Origin of the sequence: Stenotrophomonas sp. 704A1 (assembly GCF_030549525.1) — a bacterium.
In the GTDB taxonomy this organism is placed as follows: Bacteria; Pseudomonadota; Gammaproteobacteria; order Xanthomonadales; family Xanthomonadaceae; genus Stenotrophomonas; species Stenotrophomonas tuberculopleuritidis.
The window spans coordinates 3,896,123-3,914,062 of record NZ_CP130831.1 but is presented as its reverse complement, the minus strand read 5'-3'; the positions used below and the strand labels follow the sequence as shown (position 1 = coordinate 3,914,062).

The 17,940-nt window shown below is 68.9% G+C and carries 12 protein-coding genes; 7 read left to right on the top strand and 5 right to left on the bottom strand.

The window, feature by feature from the left end; all coding sequences use genetic code 11:
- Nucleotides 1-2 precede the first annotated feature (2 nt).
- Nucleotides 3-3,347 (bottom strand): GH92 family glycosyl hydrolase, encoded by a 3,345-nt coding sequence (locus tag Q5Z10_RS17905; RefSeq protein WP_303636707.1) that lies wholly within the window; start codon nt 3,345-3,347, stop codon nt 3-5.
- Nucleotides 3,348-3,767: 420 nt separating this feature from the next.
- On the opposite strand from Q5Z10_RS17905, the gene Q5Z10_RS17900 reads away from it, so the two are divergent.
- The 3 genes from Q5Z10_RS17900 to Q5Z10_RS17890 are packed head-to-tail and all read left to right on the top strand — an operon-like array spanning nt 3,768 to nt 6,408.
- Nucleotides 3,768-3,965 carry a zinc-finger domain-containing protein gene (locus Q5Z10_RS17900; protein ID WP_182338779.1) on the top strand — a complete coding sequence of 66 codons (198 nt, stop codon included), beginning with the start codon at nt 3,768-3,770 and terminating at the stop codon, nt 3,963-3,965.
- Between the two features lie 15 nt (nt 3,966-3,980).
- On the top strand, nt 3,981-5,096 hold the full coding sequence (locus Q5Z10_RS17895; protein WP_303636706.1) for a glycosyltransferase: 1,116 nt from the start codon (nt 3,981-3,983) through the stop codon (nt 5,094-5,096).
- Complete coding sequence (locus Q5Z10_RS17890; RefSeq protein ID WP_303639219.1) at nt 5,077-6,408, top strand: O-antigen ligase family protein; 1,332 nt, start codon at nt 5,077-5,079, stop codon at nt 6,406-6,408. Before Q5Z10_RS17895 ends, Q5Z10_RS17890 begins: the two co-directional genes overlap by 20 nt.
- Nucleotides 6,409-6,552: 144 nt before the next feature.
- Here the strand turns inward: Q5Z10_RS17890 and Q5Z10_RS17885 are convergent, their stop codons facing one another.
- Nucleotides 6,553-7,470, bottom strand: a complete 918-nt coding sequence (locus Q5Z10_RS17885) for an LpxL/LpxP family Kdo(2)-lipid IV(A) lauroyl/palmitoleoyl acyltransferase (protein WP_303636705.1) — start codon at nt 7,468-7,470, stop codon at nt 6,553-6,555.
- A 60-nt stretch (nt 7,471-7,530) separates the two neighbouring features.
- Here Q5Z10_RS17885 and waaA point away from each other — a divergent pair, with 60 nt between their 5' ends.
- Both waaA and Q5Z10_RS17875 read left to right on the top strand, forming a co-directional pair.
- Nucleotides 7,531-8,829 carry a lipid IV(A) 3-deoxy-D-manno-octulosonic acid transferase gene (waaA, locus tag Q5Z10_RS17880; RefSeq protein WP_303636704.1) on the top strand — a complete coding sequence of 433 codons (1,299 nt, stop codon included), beginning with the start codon at nt 7,531-7,533 and terminating at the stop codon, nt 8,827-8,829.
- A 222-nt stretch (nt 8,830-9,051) separates the two neighbouring features.
- The gene (locus Q5Z10_RS17875; RefSeq protein WP_303636703.1) at nt 9,052-10,305 is read left to right on the top strand and encodes an amino acid permease; all 1,254 of its coding nucleotides are present in this window, start codon (nt 9,052-9,054) and stop codon (nt 10,303-10,305) included.
- 89 nt (nt 10,306-10,394) lie between these two features.
- Here Q5Z10_RS17875 and Q5Z10_RS17870 read toward each other — a convergent pair whose 3' ends face one another.
- The 3 genes from Q5Z10_RS17870 to Q5Z10_RS17860 all read right to left on the bottom strand — a co-directional run bounded on the left by Q5Z10_RS17870 (nt 10,395) and on the right by Q5Z10_RS17860 (nt 13,234).
- Nucleotides 10,395-11,753 (bottom strand): TolC family outer membrane protein, encoded by a 1,359-nt coding sequence (locus tag Q5Z10_RS17870; RefSeq protein ID WP_303636702.1) that lies wholly within the window; start codon nt 11,751-11,753, stop codon nt 10,395-10,397.
- A 16-nt stretch (nt 11,754-11,769) separates the two neighbouring features.
- Nucleotides 11,770-12,417 (bottom strand): protein-L-isoaspartate O-methyltransferase family protein, encoded by a 648-nt coding sequence (locus Q5Z10_RS17865; protein ID WP_303636701.1) that lies wholly within the window; start codon nt 12,415-12,417, stop codon nt 11,770-11,772.
- A gap of 136 nt (nt 12,418-12,553) precedes the next feature.
- Nucleotides 12,554-13,234, bottom strand: a complete 681-nt coding sequence (locus tag Q5Z10_RS17860) for a TetR/AcrR family transcriptional regulator (protein ID WP_303636700.1) — start codon at nt 13,232-13,234, stop codon at nt 12,554-12,556.
- 123 nt (nt 13,235-13,357) lie between these two features.
- Here Q5Z10_RS17860 and Q5Z10_RS17855 point away from each other — a divergent pair, with 123 nt between their 5' ends.
- Together Q5Z10_RS17855 and Q5Z10_RS17850 are read left to right on the top strand one after the other, a co-directional pair.
- Nucleotides 13,358-14,497 carry an efflux RND transporter periplasmic adaptor subunit gene (locus Q5Z10_RS17855; protein ID WP_303636699.1) on the top strand — a complete coding sequence of 380 codons (1,140 nt, stop codon included), beginning with the start codon at nt 13,358-13,360 and terminating at the stop codon, nt 14,495-14,497.
- Between the two features lie 3 nt (nt 14,498-14,500).
- Nucleotides 14,501-17,662: an efflux RND transporter permease subunit gene (locus tag Q5Z10_RS17850; protein WP_303636698.1), complete on the top strand. Its 3,162-nt coding sequence runs from the start codon at nt 14,501-14,503 to the stop codon at nt 17,660-17,662.
- Nucleotides 17,663-17,940 lie beyond the last annotated feature (278 nt).

The window sequence follows — 17,940 nt, the reverse complement described above, 5'->3', positions numbered from 1 at the left end:
CGTCATTGTAGGGGGGCGGGTGTCAACAGTTCGACTTCGGCCAGCGACAGGCGTCCAGGCGCCGCCAGCCGCAGGCGGTACTCGCTGTAGCGCGCCGGCTTGGCAATACGGAACGGACGGGTCTGGCGTGGCGAGGGGAAGTCTTCGCTGCGGCGCTGGTCCAGCGTCTGCCAGCGTCCGTCGCCGCTGCGCGCTTCCAGGGTCCATGCGCCGCCGCGGATCGGGCCCTCGCCACTGGTCAGCGTGTACATCGTCGGTGCGCCGTCGCCCACCGGGTGCAGTGCGATGCTGGCACCACCGCCGAGCGGCACGCTGGTGGCGGCGTCATCGTCGATCAGGGCGGGCAGGGTACGGCCATCGGCCAGCGCCGCCTGCGCGCTGCTGCCGAGCAGATCGTGCAGCAACTGCGGGCGCTGGCCGCGGGCGGTGAGCGAGCGCGGGGCATCATCCACGCCGCTGCCCCAGCGTGAGGGGTGCGGGCCCATCACGAAGTCCAGGGTCGCCCCCTTGGCGATCACCTCGTGCGGCACCCAGGTCCGGCTCCACGGCTGGCCGTTGATCTTCAGCGATTGCACGTACACGTTCTGCGGCGAGTTGTTGGCGGCGTTGACGGTCAGCACCGCACCGCCCTGCAGCTCGACCCGGGCATGTTCGAACGCCGGCGAGCCGATCGCATACTCCGGCGATCCCATCCGCAGCGGGTACAGCCCCAGCGAGGCCAGTACGTACCAGGCCGAGGTCTCGCCGTTGTCTTCATCGCCGGGGTAGCCCTGGCCGATCTCGCTGCCCACGTACAGCCGCGACAGGATCTCGCGCACGTGCTGCTGGGTCTTCCAGGGCTGGCCGGCGTACAGGTACATCCATGGGATGTGGTGTGCCGGCTGGTTGCTGTGCGCGTACATGCCCATGCGCACATCGCGCGCTTCGGTCATCTCGTGGATGATGCCGCCGTACGAGCCGGCGAACGCCGCATCGGCGGTTTCCGGTGTGGCGAAGAAGGCATCCAGCTTGGCGGCCAGCTTTTCGCGGCCGCCATACAGCGCGGCCAGGCCTTCGCCATCATGTGCAGCGGTGAAGGCGAAGGTCCAGCCATTGGATTCGGTGTAGTCGTGGCCCCACACGCGCGGGTCGTAGTCCTTGGCGTCCACGCGCCAGCGGCCATCGGCCCTGCGGCCCTGGAAGAAGCCGGCGGCCGGATCGAACATGGTCGCGTAGCTGGCGGCGCGGTGGCGGAAATAGTCGGCCTCGGTGCTGTAGCGTTCGCGTGCGGCCGGGGTGATCGCACGCTTGGCCAGCGCTTCGGCCATGTTGGCGATGCCGAAGTCATTGAGGGCACCTTCCATCGTCCACGACATGCCCTCATGCACGTCGGCGCTGGCGTAGCCGCGGAAGGTCGAGCGCTCCATGCCCTTGCGGCCGACGTGGCGATCGGGGGGAACCACGGTGGCGTTCTTCAGTGCTGCGGCATACGCCTCTTCCGGGTCGAAGCCGCCGATGCCCTTCAGCCATGCATCGGCGAAGGCCACATCCGAACTGGTGCCGACCATCAGATCGGCATAGCCGGGCGAGGACCAGCGTGCGATCCAGCCACCGGCGCGGTACTGCTCGATGAAGCCCTGCACCAGCTGCCCGGCATCGTCCGGGGTGAACAGTGCATACGCCGGCCAGGTGGTGCGGAAGGTATCCCAGAAGCCATTGTTGACGAACACCCTGCCATCGCGCACGGGCGCGAAGCTGCGGCTGGCGCTGCCGTCGGTGTCGTCCTCGGCGGCGCTGGCCTGGCTGGCGTAGCGCCAGTCCGGCGCGGCTGCGCTGCCGGCGTTCTCATGGCCCGAGTTGGGGTACAGGAACAGCCGGTACAGGCTGGAGTACAGCGTGGTCTTCTGGTCGTCGCTGGCATTGCCGATGTCGAAGCGGGCCAGGCGTGCGTCCCAGGCGTCCTGGGCGCGGCCGGCCACGCTTTCCAGCGTATCGGCTGCGCTGATTTCCAGTGCCAGGTTGTGGCGCGCCTGTTCGATCGAGATCAGCGACGTTGCGATGCGCATCGTCACCCGGTGCTCGCTGCCCGCGTCGAACTTGATGTAGCCGGTCGGGCGCCCGCTGTCGATCAAGCCACTGCTGCGCCACGGGCGGTCGAAGCGGGCCAACACGTACATGCGGGTGGCGCCGTTGGACAGGCCGCTGCGGGTATCGGTGTAGCCGGACAGGGTCTGCGTGGCCGCATCCAGGACCAGTCCGCCGCGTGCATCGACGTTGTCGAACAGCAGGTTGGCATCGCCGCCTTCGGGGAACTCGAAGCGGAACAGCGCGGCATGATCCGTGGGCGCGATGGCGGCGGAGATGCCGTTGTCGAAGCGCACGTCGTAGCGATAGGGGCGGGCGCGTTCATGCTGGCGGTCGAACGACAGCGCGCGCTTGCGGCGGTCGGCGTCGGGTACGCCGCGGCTGGCCGAAGGCATCACCTGGAAGGTCTGGCGGTCGCCCATCCACGGGCTCGGCTGGTGGCTCAGCGCCAGCGCCTGCAGCTGTGGCCGGTTCTGCGCGTCGTTCTGCTCGTTCCAGCGGTACAGCCAGTTCAACGCACCGGCATCGGTGACCGGCGTCCAGAAGTTGAAGCCATGCGGCACCGCCGTGGCCGGGAAATTGTTGCCGCGCGAGAAGGTCCCGTTGGCCTGGGTCCCGCGGGTGGTCAGTACCCAGTCGGACGCGCGCTGCGGTGCCGGGCGTGGCTGCACCTGCAGGCGCACGTCGTCGATCCAGCCCGATACCGGCGCGCCGGCGGCGCTGGCCACCTCCAGTTCGATGGCGCGCACGCGGCGACCCTGCAGCGCGGGTACATCGCCCAGGCGCACGGCCTTGCGCGCCCACTGCTGGGGATACAGCGTCTTCGAATCGCCCTGTGCGCGTGCGCCCAGCGCGACGCCGTGCTGGTCGCGCGCAGCACCGGCGGAGACCCGGCTGCCATCGTCCAGCAGCAGGTCCAGCGATACGTAGGTGGACGCCACAGTGTCGTTGCCAACGATTTCGGGCAGCACCAGCCAGGACACTATGGTGTCGGCCTCGATCGCCTGGTCGGTCTGGAACAGCACGCGGCGCGCGCTCCCGCCGCTGCTGCGGTAGTGCAGCGCATGCAGGCCGCTGTAGCCCACGTTGCGCTTGGCCGCATAGGGCGCTGCCGGGCCGCTGCCGATGGCCACCTCGAGCGTGCCCGACGCCTTGGCCGGCGCCGGTTCGCCCGGCTCGAAGGACGTCTGCCAGCCGTCTGCCCGCACCGGCATCGCGGTGGTCGCACAGGCCAGGGCCAGGGCGAGCGGAAGCAGGGCGCGGCGCGGATCGGACAGGGTCATGCAGGGTCTCCCGGTAGGGCAGGCGGCAGGCAGTACCCGCATCGGCCGGCGCCACGGACAGCATCGCGCCGACGGCCGCAGCGGCCGCCGGAAGCGATGCAGGTCCGGTGGGGGACGGGCCACGCGATCGGGTCGGAATGGGGTCGGTCCGGTCAGGACCTGGGCCGATGCTGCAACAGCGGGCGGCGCCCTGACAAGTGCCATTTAGTTCGATCCAAATGCGGCAAATATCGCCGGTGACGGGAATCTGCAGGGAACTCCTTGGATCGATTGAAGAAATCCCCGCCAGCGCGAGTCGTCAGGCGGGGCGCCGGGCCCGGCCGAATCGCGGCGCGCGCCCGCGATCCTGCTGCGGCGCAGTGCTGGCCCGGCCCAGATGCTAGAATCGCAGGCCTCGCAATCCGTTCATCGACATCCGCCATGAGCCATACCGCCACCGCGCCCGCCAACGCCGAAAAGCGCTACACCGTGCACCGCAGCGATCTGCCGCTGAGCTGCCCGACCCCGGAAATGGCGCTGTGGAACTCGCATCCGCGGGTGTATCTGCCGATCGAAGACGAGCCCAATGGCGAAGCGAAGTGCGCGTACTGCGGCGCCGTGTTCGTGCTGGCGGACTAAGCAGGCCTTCGATCGATGCGCCGATTGACCGTGGTGCAGTTGCTGCCGGCGCTGCACTCCGGCGGTGTCGAGCGCTCGACCCTTGAAATTGCTGCGGCGCTGGTCGCTGCCGGCCAACGTGCGCTGGTGGTCTCGGCCGGCGGCCGGCTGGTGCAACCGCTGCTGGACAGCGGCGCCGAGCACCTCACCCTGGATATCGGCCGCAAGTCGCTGCTGACGCTGCGTCACCTGCCGACCCTGCGGCGGCTGTTCACCGACGTGGGGGCCGATATCGTGCATGCGCGCTCGCGGCTGCCGGCCTGGCTGGGCCTGTCTGCGATCCGCGCGATGCCGGCCGCGCAGCGGCCCCACTGGGTGACCACCGTGCACGGGCTCAATTCGCCCAGCCGCTACAGCGCGGTGATGACCAGTGGCGAGCGCGTGATCTGCGTGTCCAACAGCGTGCGCGATTACGTGCAGCGGCACTATCCCACCGTGCCCGAAGCAAAGCTGCAGGTGATTCCGCGTGGCGTGGATGTCGCCCAGTTCCCGCGCGTAGCGCGCGCCGACCGGCGGCCGCGGCTGGCGTTGGCCGCCGACCACCCCTGGTTACCGCAGGTCGAAGGGCCGTTGCTGCTGCTGCCCGGCCGCGGTACCCGCCTGAAAGGCCATGCACACGCCCTGCAGCTGTTGGCCGATGTCCGCGCCGCAGGCGTGCCGGCGCAGCTGTGGATGCTGGGCACCGACGAGCCGGGCCGCGAGGCCTACCTGGCCGAGCTGCGCAGACAGGCGACGGAGCTGGGCGTGGACGCCGCCGTACACATCAGCCCGCCGACCGCCCGCATCGCCCAGGCGTATGCGGCGAGCGATCTGGTGCTGCAGTTGTCCGACAAGCCCGAGGCCTTCGGCCGTACCGTGGTGGAAGCGCTGTCGGTCGGCCGCCCGGTACTGGGCTGGGACCATGGCGGCGTGGGTGAGCTGCTGCAGCAGCTGCAGCCCAGTGGCGCCGTGCCACATGGCGATGCGCAGGCGCTGGGTGAACGTGCGCTGGCCCTGCTGGCGCAACCGCCGTCACTGCCGGGCCGTATCCCGTTTACCCTGCAGGCCATGCAGCGTGACACCCTCCGCCTTTATGCCGATCTCGCCGGCTGACGCCGCGTCGTCCGCGCGCGACGAGCGTGCCGGGCGCTGGGCACCCTGGTGGGTGCTGGCCTACGTCGCGTTGTGGCCGCTGCCGGGCATCGCCGAAGGCGTGCTGGGTCTGGGCGCGTTGTACGCCGCCACGCGCATGGTCATGCGCAGGCTGCAGCATCGCCCGCATCTGCTGAGCCCGGCGGCCTGGGCGCTGACGTCGATCCTGTTCCTCGGCTACTGGCTGCCGCAGGCGCTGTCCGCCGTCGATGCCGTCGATCCCTCGGCCGCGTGGACCAAGGCGGCCGCCGGACTGCGCTATCTGCCCTTCATGTGGCTGGTGGCGATCGCCGTTGCCACCCCGCAGCGGCGGCGATTGACCCTGGGTGGGCTGGCGCTGATCACCGGGCTGTGGACGCTGGATGCGCTGGTGCAGGCCGTGGCCGGCAGCAGCCCGTGGTTCTGGTCGCTGCAGCAGATCAAGCTGGCCATCAGCGGGCATGGCCTGTGCCCGCCCCAGGAAGCCGCGCTGGCTGACCGCCTCAGCGGTGCGCTCGGGCCGTGCAATCTCAAGTTCGGCCAGGTGCTGGCCAGCCTGTCTGCATTCCTGCTGCTGCCAGCGGCGCGCCGCTTCGGCACGGCCGGCTGGTTGCTGGCCACCGTCGCGGTGGGCGTGGCACTGCTGTTGGCCGGCTCGCGCGCGTCCTGGATCACCTTCGGTCTGGTGGTGCTCTACAGCGGCCTGCGCCAGCTGGGCTGGAAGCGGCTCGGCCTGCTGGTGCTGGCCGGGCTGCTCGGTGCCGGCGCGCTGGTCTCGGGCGTGCCGCAGCTGCGCGAACGCGTGGCGCGCACGGCGCTGGCCTGGGACGGGGGCGAGGACGGCGTCGAGCAGGCGCTGTCCGGGCGCACCCGCATCTGGTCGGCTGCGGTCTGCATGATCGAAGCGCATCCGCTCAACGGCGTCGGCGCACGCGGCTTCCGCGATGCCTATCCGCACTGCGTGGCCGAGCAGGGCGATGCCGTGTGGGGCGAAGCGCCGGCCCTGCATGCGCACCAGATCGTGCTGGAAATCCTCGCCGAAACCGGTGTGCTCGGGTTGCTGCTGTGGCTGGCCGCGGCCGCCCAGGCCTGGCGCGCGTGGCGCTTCGCACCGGCCACCGCGCGCGAACGCGCACGGCCCGCGATGCTGGCGCTGGCGGTCACCGTGTTTCCGCTCAACACCCATCTGGCGTTCTATTCCACGTTCTGGGGCGGGTTGACCGTGCTGCTGGCCGGGCTGTTCGTCGGCACCCTGCTGGCGCGCGAACCGGAAGAGCTGGCGCCGACGATCTGATCGTGCGCACCGGCGATGCGTGGACCGGCCTGTGCCGACCCGCTGCCGGGCAGGCGCTCGCCAGGCGGCAGTGGCGTCCTGGCCGACGGCAGGGCGTCGGTGGCCGTTGCAGGCCCGGGTCCCGGACCGGACAGCCGCCGCCGGCTACGTGTAGAAATCACTCCGGCCGCCCGGCTGGCGCTTGAAGCGGCGATGGATCCACAGGTACTGGTCCGGTGCCTCGCGCACCATCTGCTCGATGGCCTGGTTGACCCGCGTGGTATCGGCCTCGACGTCTTCGCTGGGGAAGTTCTCCAGCGGTGCGCCGATCTTCAGGAAGTACTTGCCGCCCTCGCGGCGGTGGAAGTACGGAATCACCGCACAGCCGGTCATCCGTGCCAGCTGGTGGGTGGCGGTGATGGTGGACGCGGTATGGCCGAAGAACGGCACGAACACGGTGTCCTTGCCGCGCATGTCCTGGTCCGGCGCGTACCACAGGAAGCCGCCCTTCTTCAGGTGACGCACGGTGGCGCGGATGTCCTCGTTGGCGTACATCGCCTTGGCGTAGCGCAGGCGGCCGAACTTCACCGCCCACTCGTAGACCGGGTTCTTGTGCTTGCGGTACATGCCCGACAGATCGACGTAGTCGCACAGCAGGCGGCCGCACATTTCCAGGGTCATGAAGTGGCCGGAGACCAGCAGCACGCCGCGGCCTTCAGCCTGCATCCGCCGCAGGTGTTCCAGGCCCTCGATCCGCACCTGCGGGCGGAGGCGGTCGATGCTGCCCCACCACGCGCGGATGCACTCGAACACGCCCACGCCCAGGGCGTCGAAGCTGTCGCGCACCAGGCGCTGGCGCCAGGCCTCGTCCTTTTCCGGGAAGCAGAGCCTGAGATTGACTTCGGCGGCGCGGCGGCGGCTGCCGAGCAGGCGCCAGCTCACCCAGCCAACGCCGCGCCCCAGCGCCCGCTGCAGCAGCCACGGCAGACGGGCAATGGCGAAGGCACCGAGCATGGCGGCGAACATCGGCCAGTTGCGGGGATCGCGCAGCGACGGGCGGACGGCGGTAGAGGCATCGGACATGCCGCCATTCTACCAACCCGGCCGCGTGTCTTTCCCGGGGGGCTCCCGTATCCTTGCCGCATGCGCAAAGACCCTGTCGAATGGATCCTGCGCGGCCTGTATTCGGCCGTGCTCTACATCCTGCTGCCGATCACGGTGTACCACCTGGTGTGGCGGGGTTTCCGGGTCCGCGAGTACTTCCGGCGCTGGGACGAGCGTTACGCCTCCTACCCGCAGCCGACCGGCCAGCCGCGGGTCTGGCTGCATGCGGTGTCGGTGGGCGAGGTCAATGCCGCCGCGCCGCTGGTCAATGCGTTGCGTGAGCAGCGCCCGGACATCCGCTGGGTCATCACCACCATCACCCCGACCGGCTCCGAACGGGTACGCGCCCTGTGGGGCGATGCCCTCGACCACGTCTATCTGCCCTACGACGTGCCCGGCAGCGTCAACCGTTTCCTTGGCCACTTCCAGCCCAGCCTGGCGCTGATCCTGGAAACCGAGCTGTGGCCGAACATGCTATTCGGCTGCCGCGACCGCCGCATTCCGGTCTACATCCTCAATGCGCGCCTGTCGGCACGCTCGCTGCGCGGCTACCGGGTGCTGGCAGCGCTGATCCGCCGCGCGCTGCGCACGGTCACCTGCGTGGCGGCGCAGTCGCAGGATGACGCTGCACGCTTCGTGCAGCTGGGTGCCGCGCCGGAACAGGTGCAGGCGCTGGGCAACCTGAAGTTCGACATCGCCACCCCGGATGTCCAGCCCTTCATCGCCCAGTTCCACGCCCACCTGCCCACGCCGCGTCCGGTCTGGATCGCGGCCAGTACCCATGAGGGCGAGGAGCAGGCGGTGATCGACCTGCACCGGCGGCTGTGCCAGCGCCACCCGGATCTACTGCTGCTGTGGGCGCCGCGTCACCCCGAGCGTTTTCCGCGGGTCGAGGCACTGGCCCGGGAGCAGGGCTGGAACGTGGCGACGCGCCGTGCCCAGCAGTGGCCGGAGGCGGGCAGTGATGTGTTCGTCATCGATACGCTGGGCGAGCTGATGCCCTTCTACGGGTGCGCACAGGTGGCCTTCGTCGGCGGCAGCCTGCAGTCGATCGGCGGCCACAACCTGCTGGAACCCGCAGCGATGGGGACCCCGGCGGTGACCGGCCCGCACCTGCACAACTTCGCCGAGATCTCGCGGCGCATGCGCGAGGCCGGCGCGCTGCTGATCGGCGAAGACGTGCAGGCGGTCGGCGATCTGCTGCAGCGTCTGCTCGACGATGCGCCGGCGCGCCAGGACATGGCGCGGGCCGGCTGTGCGCTGGTCAGCAATGGACGCGGTGCGCTGCAGCGCACGCTGGCGCTGGTGGCGCCGCATCTGCCGCCGCCGCGCGGCTGAGGTCGCGGCACCGGCACCGGCAGCGTGGCGGGCGCTGTCGTGATCGCCTGTATCAAGTCTGCTTGATGTCGCTGATTCTGTCGCGAATCCCACGGTCGGTCGGCGTGCTGCGTGCAGGCCATCACATCGTGGCGTCTGTCGCGCAGATTCCGGTTCCGGATTTCCCGCCGGACTGCCAGCCTGCATGGCGACCCTGCCTGGACGGCATCAAGGGAGCTTTGAATGGGCGGCGACAACAGCGACATCGCGCATGCCAGTGCGGCGTGCCGGACCGTGGGTACCGATCACCTGCTGGTGGCAGCGCTGACGCTGGTGATGGGCGGCAGTGTGATCGCCCTGGTCGGCCAGTACACCGCGGCGCAGGCGGGGCCGGCCATCGTGCTGAGTCTGCTGTTGGCCGCGCTTGGCACGCTGCCGATGCTGTACTGCCTGCGCGAGGCGATGCGACGCAGTCCCGCCGCGGGCGGGCTGTATGCGCTGTTGCACGCAGCCTGGGGGCGGCGGGTGGCCGCTGCGCTGACGATCCTGCTGGTGCTGGAGCTGACCCTCACCGTGGCCGGCCTGGCGCAATCCACATCGCAGCACCTGCAGGCTGCCACTGAAGCCGCAGGCCTCGTTCCGGGGGATGGGCTGCCGCTGCCGCTGGCGGCGGCACTGACGCTGCTGCCACTGGGTGCCTGCGCCGCGCTGTGGCATCCACGCCCTGTGTTGCTGCTGGCCTGCGCACTGCTGACGGTGAAGCTCGGCATCGGTCTGCTGCTGTTGCTGCTGGCGGCGCGCCACGTGCACTACGCACACTGGATTCCGTGGCTCCCTTCGGCGGTGGCGCCCTATCGCTTCGGGCTGGGCGGTGTGCTGGCGGCCAGCGTGCCCCTGCTGGGCATCCTGCTGGGCACCGGGCTGTTGGCCGGGTTCGCCGGGCTGGCGTCGCGCCCACGTGCGCAGGTGTCCAAGGCGGCCAACGGGGGCGTGCTGGGGGCGATGCTGCTGCTGATGGGACTGGCCGCGCTGCAGTCGGGTCTGGTCGAATTCGCCGCGCTGGCCAGTCCCCGGCCGCTGTCCGTCGCGCTGCAGGGGCTGCCGCAACTGCAGTGGCTGTTGCCGTTGCTGCCGTTGGCCGGGGGCGCCGGGCTGGCGGCGCTGCAACTGGTCCTGCTGCTGTTGGCGGCGCGGTTGAGCGGCGCGGTCTGGCCGCCGGCGGGCAGGCCGGCACGGGGCACGATCACCCTGTCACTGGTGCTGGTTGCTGCCGTGCTGGCGGTGTGGCTGCCCGAAGGCCATCTGCCGCAACTGCCTGGCGCGGCCGCGCTGCTGGTGCTGGCGGCGGTGTGCATGGGGACGCTGCGTCAGCTGCCCGCGGCCGATGGCGCGGTCCGGTCGCGGCGGGCTGCCGCACTGCGGTTGCTTGCTCCGCTGGCCGCGCTGCTGTGCCTGTTGCCGGTGCTGCAACGGATCCCTCTGCCGCTGCTGGCGTGACCGGCGCGAAGGCGCCGGCCGCTGCGAAGGCCGGACAATGAAAAGCCACCCGTGAGGGTGGCTTTCCAGGTCAGGCCGTTGCCATCGACTCAGCGCGTGGTCGTTGCCGGGTTGCCTGCATCCAGGGTCAGCAGGCGGTTGATGTCCTGCAGCTCGGCCACGTCCAGTGCGCCCAGCGACTGGCTCAACAGCAGGCGGTTCTGCAGGAAGGTGTAGCGCGCCTGCGCATAGTCCAGCTGCGCCGAGAACAGGATGCGCTGGTTCTGGATCACATCCAGCACGGTACGCGTGCCGACTTCCAGGCCGACCTGCGACGCATCGTAGGCGCTCTGTGCCGACACCACCGCCAGGCGGCGTGCTTCCACTTCGCTGATGCCCTGCACCAGGGTCTGGTAAGCGTTGCGGGTGTTGCGGTCCAGGGCGCGCTTCTGCTGCTCGTAACCGTCCTGGGCGATATCACGCTGGGCCAGTGCCTGGCGCACGCCGGACTGGGTCGCGCCGCCGGAGAAGATCGGCACGCTCAGGGTCAGGCCGATGCTGTTGGTACGCGCATCCGGAGACAGCGAGCTGGCACCGACGCTGTCGCCCCAGGTTGCGCTCTTGCCCCAGCTGCCGCCCAGCGACAGGGTCGGGTAGTGACCGCCGCGGGCGGCCTGTACGCCGGCTTCAGCCGCACTGACCTTCAGCTCCTGCGCCTTCAGCGCCGGGTTCTGGCTGCTGGCCTGCTGCACCAGTTCGTCGATGTTGCCGCGATTGGCCGGCACTTCCGGACGGAAGTCGGCCGGCAGGCCCTTGAGGTTCATCACCGGCTGGCCGGTCAGTTCGGTCAGGGCCTGGTAGTTGTCGGCCAGGGTGTTCTGCGCAACGATGGTGTTGGCGCGCGCCTGGTCGTACTGGGCACGCGCTTCATGCACGTCGGTGATCGGCGCCAGGCCCACTTCCAGGCGCTTGTCGGCGAAGTCGAACTGCTTCTTCGCGGCGGCTTCGTTGGTCTGTGCGGCGTTCAGCGATTCGATCGCCACCAGCACGTTGAAGTACGCCGCCGAGGTGCGCACGATCAGGTTGTCGTTGGCCGAATCCAGGGTGAAGTCAGCCGCCTTGCTCAGTTCGCGCTGCGAACGCAGGTTGTTGATCTGGGTCCAGTTGAACAGCGTCTGCGAGCCGTCGATCGTGTAGTTGCGGCGCTTGCTGGTGACCGTGCCGGAATTGGCATCGTGGTCGGCTTCGGTACGGGTGCGGCTCAGCTGGGCCTGGCCGTTGATCTGCGGCAGCAGGGCAGCGCGCGCCTGCACGGCGCCTTCCTTGTCGTACAGCCGGGTCGATTCGGCGGCGGCCAGCTGCGGATCGCCATTGCGCGCCATTTCATAGACCTGCAGCAGGTCGGCGGCATGGGCAGACAGCGGCAGCAGGGCAGTGGCCAGCGCAACAGCGAGGGATCGGCGGATCATTGCGGCTTCCTTGGACTCAGAGGTGGAACTGGGGGGCCGGGGCGGCACCACGCAGGTAATCGATATCGGTCTCGAACAGCGATTCGGTGCTGCCGTCGGCCTTCACCAGCAGTGCTTCCATCGCCGGCGAACGGCCCTGGATGACGAACAGGCGACCCCCCGGACGCAACCACGAAGCAAACTGTGACGGCACCACGTTGACGGCGCCAGTGACACAGATCACATCGAAGCGGCGCTCGGTCTGCCAGCCCAGCGCATCGGCCACTTCCACGCGCACGTTGGTGCCCAGGCCCGATGCATCCAGGCGGGCGCGCGCAGCAGCAGCCAGTTCCGGATCGATCTCCAGGCTCAGCACGTCGCGCGCCAGCGCGCCGATGCAGGCCGACAGGAAACCACTGCCGGTGCCGATTTCCAGCACTTCGTCACCCGGCTGCAGGTCCAGTGCCTGCAGGGTACGGCCCTCGATGACCGGCTTCATCATCTTCTGGCCATTGCCGATCGGCAGTTCAACATCGGCGTAGGCCAGCGCCCGGTGCGCGTCGGCGACGAAGGCCTCGCGCGGCAGGCGGGCCAGGACGTCGAGCACCTTGATGTCCAGCACGTCCCAGGGACGGATCTGCTGTTCCACCATCAGTTCGCGGGCGTGGGCGTAATCAATCGTCATGAGGTTCAAATCCAGCGCAGTGGGCCGGCCATTTTACCGGTGCCGGAGGCCGGCGGCGCGCCCAGAGCATCAGCTGCCGGGTGGCCGGGGTCGCAGTGCCGGAAGTCATCGCGACCTCCGGTTCGTTCAGTTATGGTTATCCGGTCATTCCGCCTCCCCGCGGCGCATACGCGCGCAGGAAGAAATCGACACTGGCGGCCACATGCCGCGCCGCGTCGGTCTCGACCGGGGACAGTGGCATGCCGCACATCATATGCATGTGCACTTCGCCCTTCACCAGCGTCAGGAACTGCTGGCCGGCGACCGCGCAGTCGGGGATGTCCAGCTCGCCGCGCGCGCAGCGCGAACGCATGAAGTCGGCCAGGGCCTCGCAGGTGCGCTTGGGCCCGGCCTGCCAGAACAGTTCGCGCAGCCGTTCATCGGTCTCCGGCGCCATCATCACCCGCTGGATCGAGAGCGCCGCGTCGGAGGTGATCATCTCGAAGAAGGCCATGCCGATGCCGATCAGCTGGTCGCGCAACGGCCCTTCCACGTCCGCCACGAACAGCGCGTCGGGCAGCATTTCCATGCACTTGGACTGCACAGCTTCGGAGAACAGGGTCTCTTTGTCGCCGAAATGGCTGTATACGGTCAGTTTCGACACATTGGCGCGGGCGGCGATGCTGTCCATGCTCACACCGCTGTAGCCCTGTTCGATGAACAGTGTCTTGGCGGCCTCCAGGATCGCCGCGCGCTTGCCCAGGTCCTTGGGGCGCCCGGGTCCGGCAGCCTTCGCAGCCGGCCTGGCCGGCGGCTTTCGGGAAGGGGGAGAAATCATCGCGCCAATACTAGACCAAGCGGTTCGATATTTATACTATACCGACTGGTTCACTAATGTCCGTGTCGCAACAGTATGTTGCCGACGCGTTCCCCCGGATCCCCTTTTCAGGTCCTGTACCTCATGAAGAACATGCGTTGGTTGGGTGTTGGCGTGCTGGCGGTGGTGGTGGCAGCCTGCGGCAGGCAGGCCGCCGAACCGGTGGCGGCCATTCCGGTGCTGGTGGTGCATCCCACCACACAGGACGGGCAGGCCCCGGCGGCGTATCCCGGCGAGGTGCGCGCCCGCCAGGAAAGCCCGCTGTCGTTCCGGGTCGGTGGCAACCTGGTCAAGCGCCATGTCGACGCCGGGCAACGGGTGAAGAAGGGCCAGCTGCTGGCCGAGCTGGATGCGGCCGACTATGCCTCGCAGGCGGCCGCCTCGCAGGCGCAGCTGGCGGCGGCGGAAGCCGACCTGGTGCGCGCCCGCGATGACCAGAAGCGCTATGCCAAGCTGGCCGAAGACCAGCTGGTCAGCCGTTCGGCGCTGGACCAGCAGACCGCCGCGTTCAAGGCCGCGCAGGGCCAGGCCAATGCCGCCCGGGCCAATCTGGCGGTGGCGCGCAACCAGGCCGAGTATGCGCAGCTGCGCGCGCCGGCCGACGGTGTCATCGCCAGCCGCCAGGCCGAAGCCGGGCAGGTGGTCAGTGCCGGGCAGACGGTGTTCACCCTGGCCGCCGACGGTGGCCGCGAAGTGCTGATCGCGCTGCCGGAAAGCAGCATCCGTGATTACCAGGTCGGGCAGCCGGTGCAGGTCGAACTGTGGAACCGCCCGGGCCAGCTGCTGCCGGGTACCCTGCGCGAGATCGCGCCGGCCGCCGATGCGCAGGCGCGCACCTACGCGACGCGGGTCAGCCTGGCGCCGGAAGCGCTGAGCGAAGTGGAGCTGGGCCAGAGCGCGCGGGTATTCGCCGCTGCCGGCCGCAGTGGCACGCTGCAGCTGCCGCTGGCGGCGGTGCAGCGGGGCAGTGATGGCAAGGCCAGTGTATGGGTGGTCGATCCGTCCAACGGCGCCGTCAAGGCAACGCCGGTGACGGTCGGTGCCTACGGTGCGCAGGCGGTGCCGGTCCTGTCCGGCGTGGCCGCAGGGGACTGGGTGGTGGCTGCCGGCGGTCACCTGCTGCGTGAGGGCCAGCGGGTGACGCCGGTCGACCGCCAGAATCGCCCGGTGCTGGCAGCGGCGACCACGCCGGCCGCTGCGCCGGCCGCAGGCAAGGGGCACTGATCCGTGCGCCGCTTCAATCTCTCCGAATGGGCGTTGGGCAATCGCCCGCTGGTGCTGTTTGCGATGCTGGCCTTCGCCGTCATCGGCGCCTGGTCGTACAAGCACCTGGGCCAGTCTGAAGATCCACCCTTCACCTTCAAGGCGATGGTGGTGCGCACGATGTGGCCGGGCGCCACCGCCGAGCAGGTCTCGCGGCAGGTAACCGAGCCGATCGAGAAGGCGCTGATGAACACCGGCGAGTACGAGTTCATCCGCTCGTACTCCCGCCCGGGCGAATCGCAGGTGATCTTCATGGCCCGCGACAGCCTGCGTTCCAAGCAGATTCCCGACCTCTGGTACCAGGTGCGCAAGCGCGTGGGCGACATCCGCGCCACGCTGCCGCGCGAGATCGTCGGGCCGTTCTACAACGATGAATTCGGCGACACCTTCGGCAACATCTACGCGCTCACCGGCGAAGGCTTCGACTATGCGGTGATGCGTGACTATGCCGATCGCATCCAGCTGGAACTGCAGCGCGTGCCCGACGTCGGCAAGATCGATCTGGTCGGCCTGCAGGACGAGAAGGTGTGGATTGAACTGTCCAACACCAAGCTGGCCACGCTGGGGGTATCGCTGCAGCAGGTGCAGCAGGCACTGGCCGACCAGAACGCGGTGACCGCCACCAGCTTCTTCGAGACCCCGACCGACCGCGTGCAGCTGCGCGTGACCGGCCAGTTCGATTCGATCGAGGACATCCGCAGGTTCCCGATCCAGGCCGGCGAACGCACCGTGCACCTGGGCGACATCGCCGAGGTGAAGCGGGGCTTTGCCGATCCGGCCTCGCCGAAGATGCGCTTCATGGGCCAGGACGCGATCGGCCTGGCGGTGGCGATGAAGGACGGCGGTGACATCCTGAAACTCGGTGCCACCCTCGATGCCGAGTTCGAACGCCTGCAGAAGACCCTGCCGGCCGGCATGCAGCTGCGCAAGGTGTCCGACCAGCCGCACGCGGTGGAGGAGTCGGTGGGCGAGTTCGTGCAGGTGCTGACCGAAGCGGTGGTGATCGTGCTGCTGGTCAGCTTCTTCTCGCTGGGCCTGCGCACCGGCCTGGTGGTGGGCGTGACCATTCCGCTGGTGCTGGCGATGACCTTCTTCGTCATGCACTACTTCGACATCGGCCTGCACAAGATCTCGCTGGGCGCGCTGGTGCTGGCGCTGGGCCTGCTGGTGGACGATGCGATCATCGCGGTGGAGATGATGGCCACCAAGATGGAGCAGGGCTACGACCGCCTGCGTGCGGCCAGCTTCGCCTGGGAATCTACGGCCTTCCCGATGCTGACCGGCACGCTGATCACTGCGGCCGGCTTCCTGCCCATCGCAACGGCGGCCTCGAGCACCGGCGAGTACACCCGTTCGCTGTTCCAGGTGGTGACCATCGCACTGGTGGTGTCCTGGATCGCAGCGGTGCTGTTCATCCCCTACCTGGGCGACAAGATGCTGCCGGACCTGTTCAATCCGCAGCTGCCCAGGCCCGACAGCCTGGCCGGTCGCTGGCGTGCCAGGCGCCTGCAGTGGGCCGACCGCCATCCGGCGCTCGCGCGCTGGATCGCGCCGAAGGAACATGCGCACGACCATGATCCGTACCAGCGGCCGTTCTACACCCGGTTCCGCGGCTTCCTGGATACCTGCCTTCGCCATCGCTGGTGGGTGATCGGCGCGACCATCGCACTGTTCATCGGCTCGCTGATGCTGTTCCGCTTCGTGCCGCAGCAGTTCTTCCCCGACTCCACCCGCCCCGAGCTGATGGTGGACATCGAACTGGCCGAAGGGGCGTCGCTGGCCGCGACCCAGGCCCAGGCCGACAAGCTGGAGAAGCTGCTGAAGGGCCGCGAGGGCATCAGCAACTACGTGGCCTATGTCGGCACCGGTTCGCCGCGCTTCTACCTGCCGCTGGACCAGCAGCTGCCGGCCACCAACTTCGCCCAGTTCGTGGTGCTCACCGAAGATGCCAAGGCCCGCGAAGCCACCCGCGACTGGATGCTGAAGGACGTCATCAAGCAGTTCCCGGATGTGCAGATGCGCGTGACCCGGCTTGAGAACGGCCCGCCGGTCGGCTATCCGGTGCAGATGCGTGTGTCCGGCGAGCACATCGCGCAGGTGCAGGCGATCGCGCGCCAGGTCGAAGCCAAGGTGCGCGAGAACCCGCATGTGATGAACGTCAACCTGGACTGGAGCGAGCCGAGCAAGGTGGTGCGGCTGGTGATCGACCAGGACCGTGCACGCGCGCTGGGCGTCAGCAGCGCGCAGGTCAGCCAGTTCCTCAGCAGTTCGCTGTCGGGCATGAGCGTGAGCACCTACCGTGAAGGCAACCGCCAGATCGAGATGCTGCTGCGTGGGCCGGACAACGAACGCGCACAGCTGGACCTGATCGGCAGCCTGGCGATCCCCACCAGCGGTGGTACGGCGGTCACGCTGTCGCAGGTCGCGCGGCTGGAGTACGCCTTCGAGGACGGCATCATCTGGCATCGCAACCGCCTGCCGACGGTGACCGTGCGTGCCGATATCAGTGATGGCATGCAGGCGCTGGACGTGGTGCAGCAGATCGTGCCGACGCTGGACGGCATCCGGGCCGACCTGCCCAGTGGCTACCTGCTGGAGACCGGCGGCTCGGTGGAGGATTCGGCGCGTGGGCAGAACTCGATCAAGGCCGGCATGCCGTTGTTCCTGATCGTGGTGGCCACGCTGCTGATGCTGCAGCTGCGCAGCTTCTCGCGCGCGGCGATGGTGCTGGTCACCGCACCGCTGGGCATCATCGGTGCCACGCTGTTCCTGCTGCTGTTCCGCGCGCCGTTCGGTTTCGTGGCGTTGCTGGGCACGATCGCGCTGGCCGGCATGATCATGCGCAACTCGGTGATCCTGATCGACCAGATCCAGCAGGACATCGACGCCGGACATGACCGCTGGCATTCGATCATCGATGCGACGGTGCGCCGCTTCCGCCCGATCGTGCTGACCGCGCTTGCCGCGGTGCTGGCGATGATTCCGCTGTCGCGCAGTGCGTTCTATGGCTCGATGGCGATCTCGATCATGGGTGGCCTGATCGTGGGCACGGTGCTGACCCTGGTGTTCCTGCCGGCGCTGTATGCCGCGTGGTTCCGGGTCAAGCCGGATGAATCCGGGGCGTGATGCCCCGGGTTTTCCGCGTCCGTCGAGCATGGCTCGACGCTACAGAAGCATCCACGCAGGGCGTGGGCTGGGTTGCTCGCGGGATCTGCTTTCTGTAGAGCCGAGCCATGCTCGGCTGTTCTTCGCGCGATGAGGGGATGAGTCGAGCATGGCTCGACGCTACAGACCCATCCACGCAGGGCGTGGGCTGGGTTGCTCGCGGGATCGGCTTTCTGTAGAGCCGAGCCATGCTCGGCTGCTCTTCGCGCGATGAGGGGATGAGTCGAGCATGGCTCGAC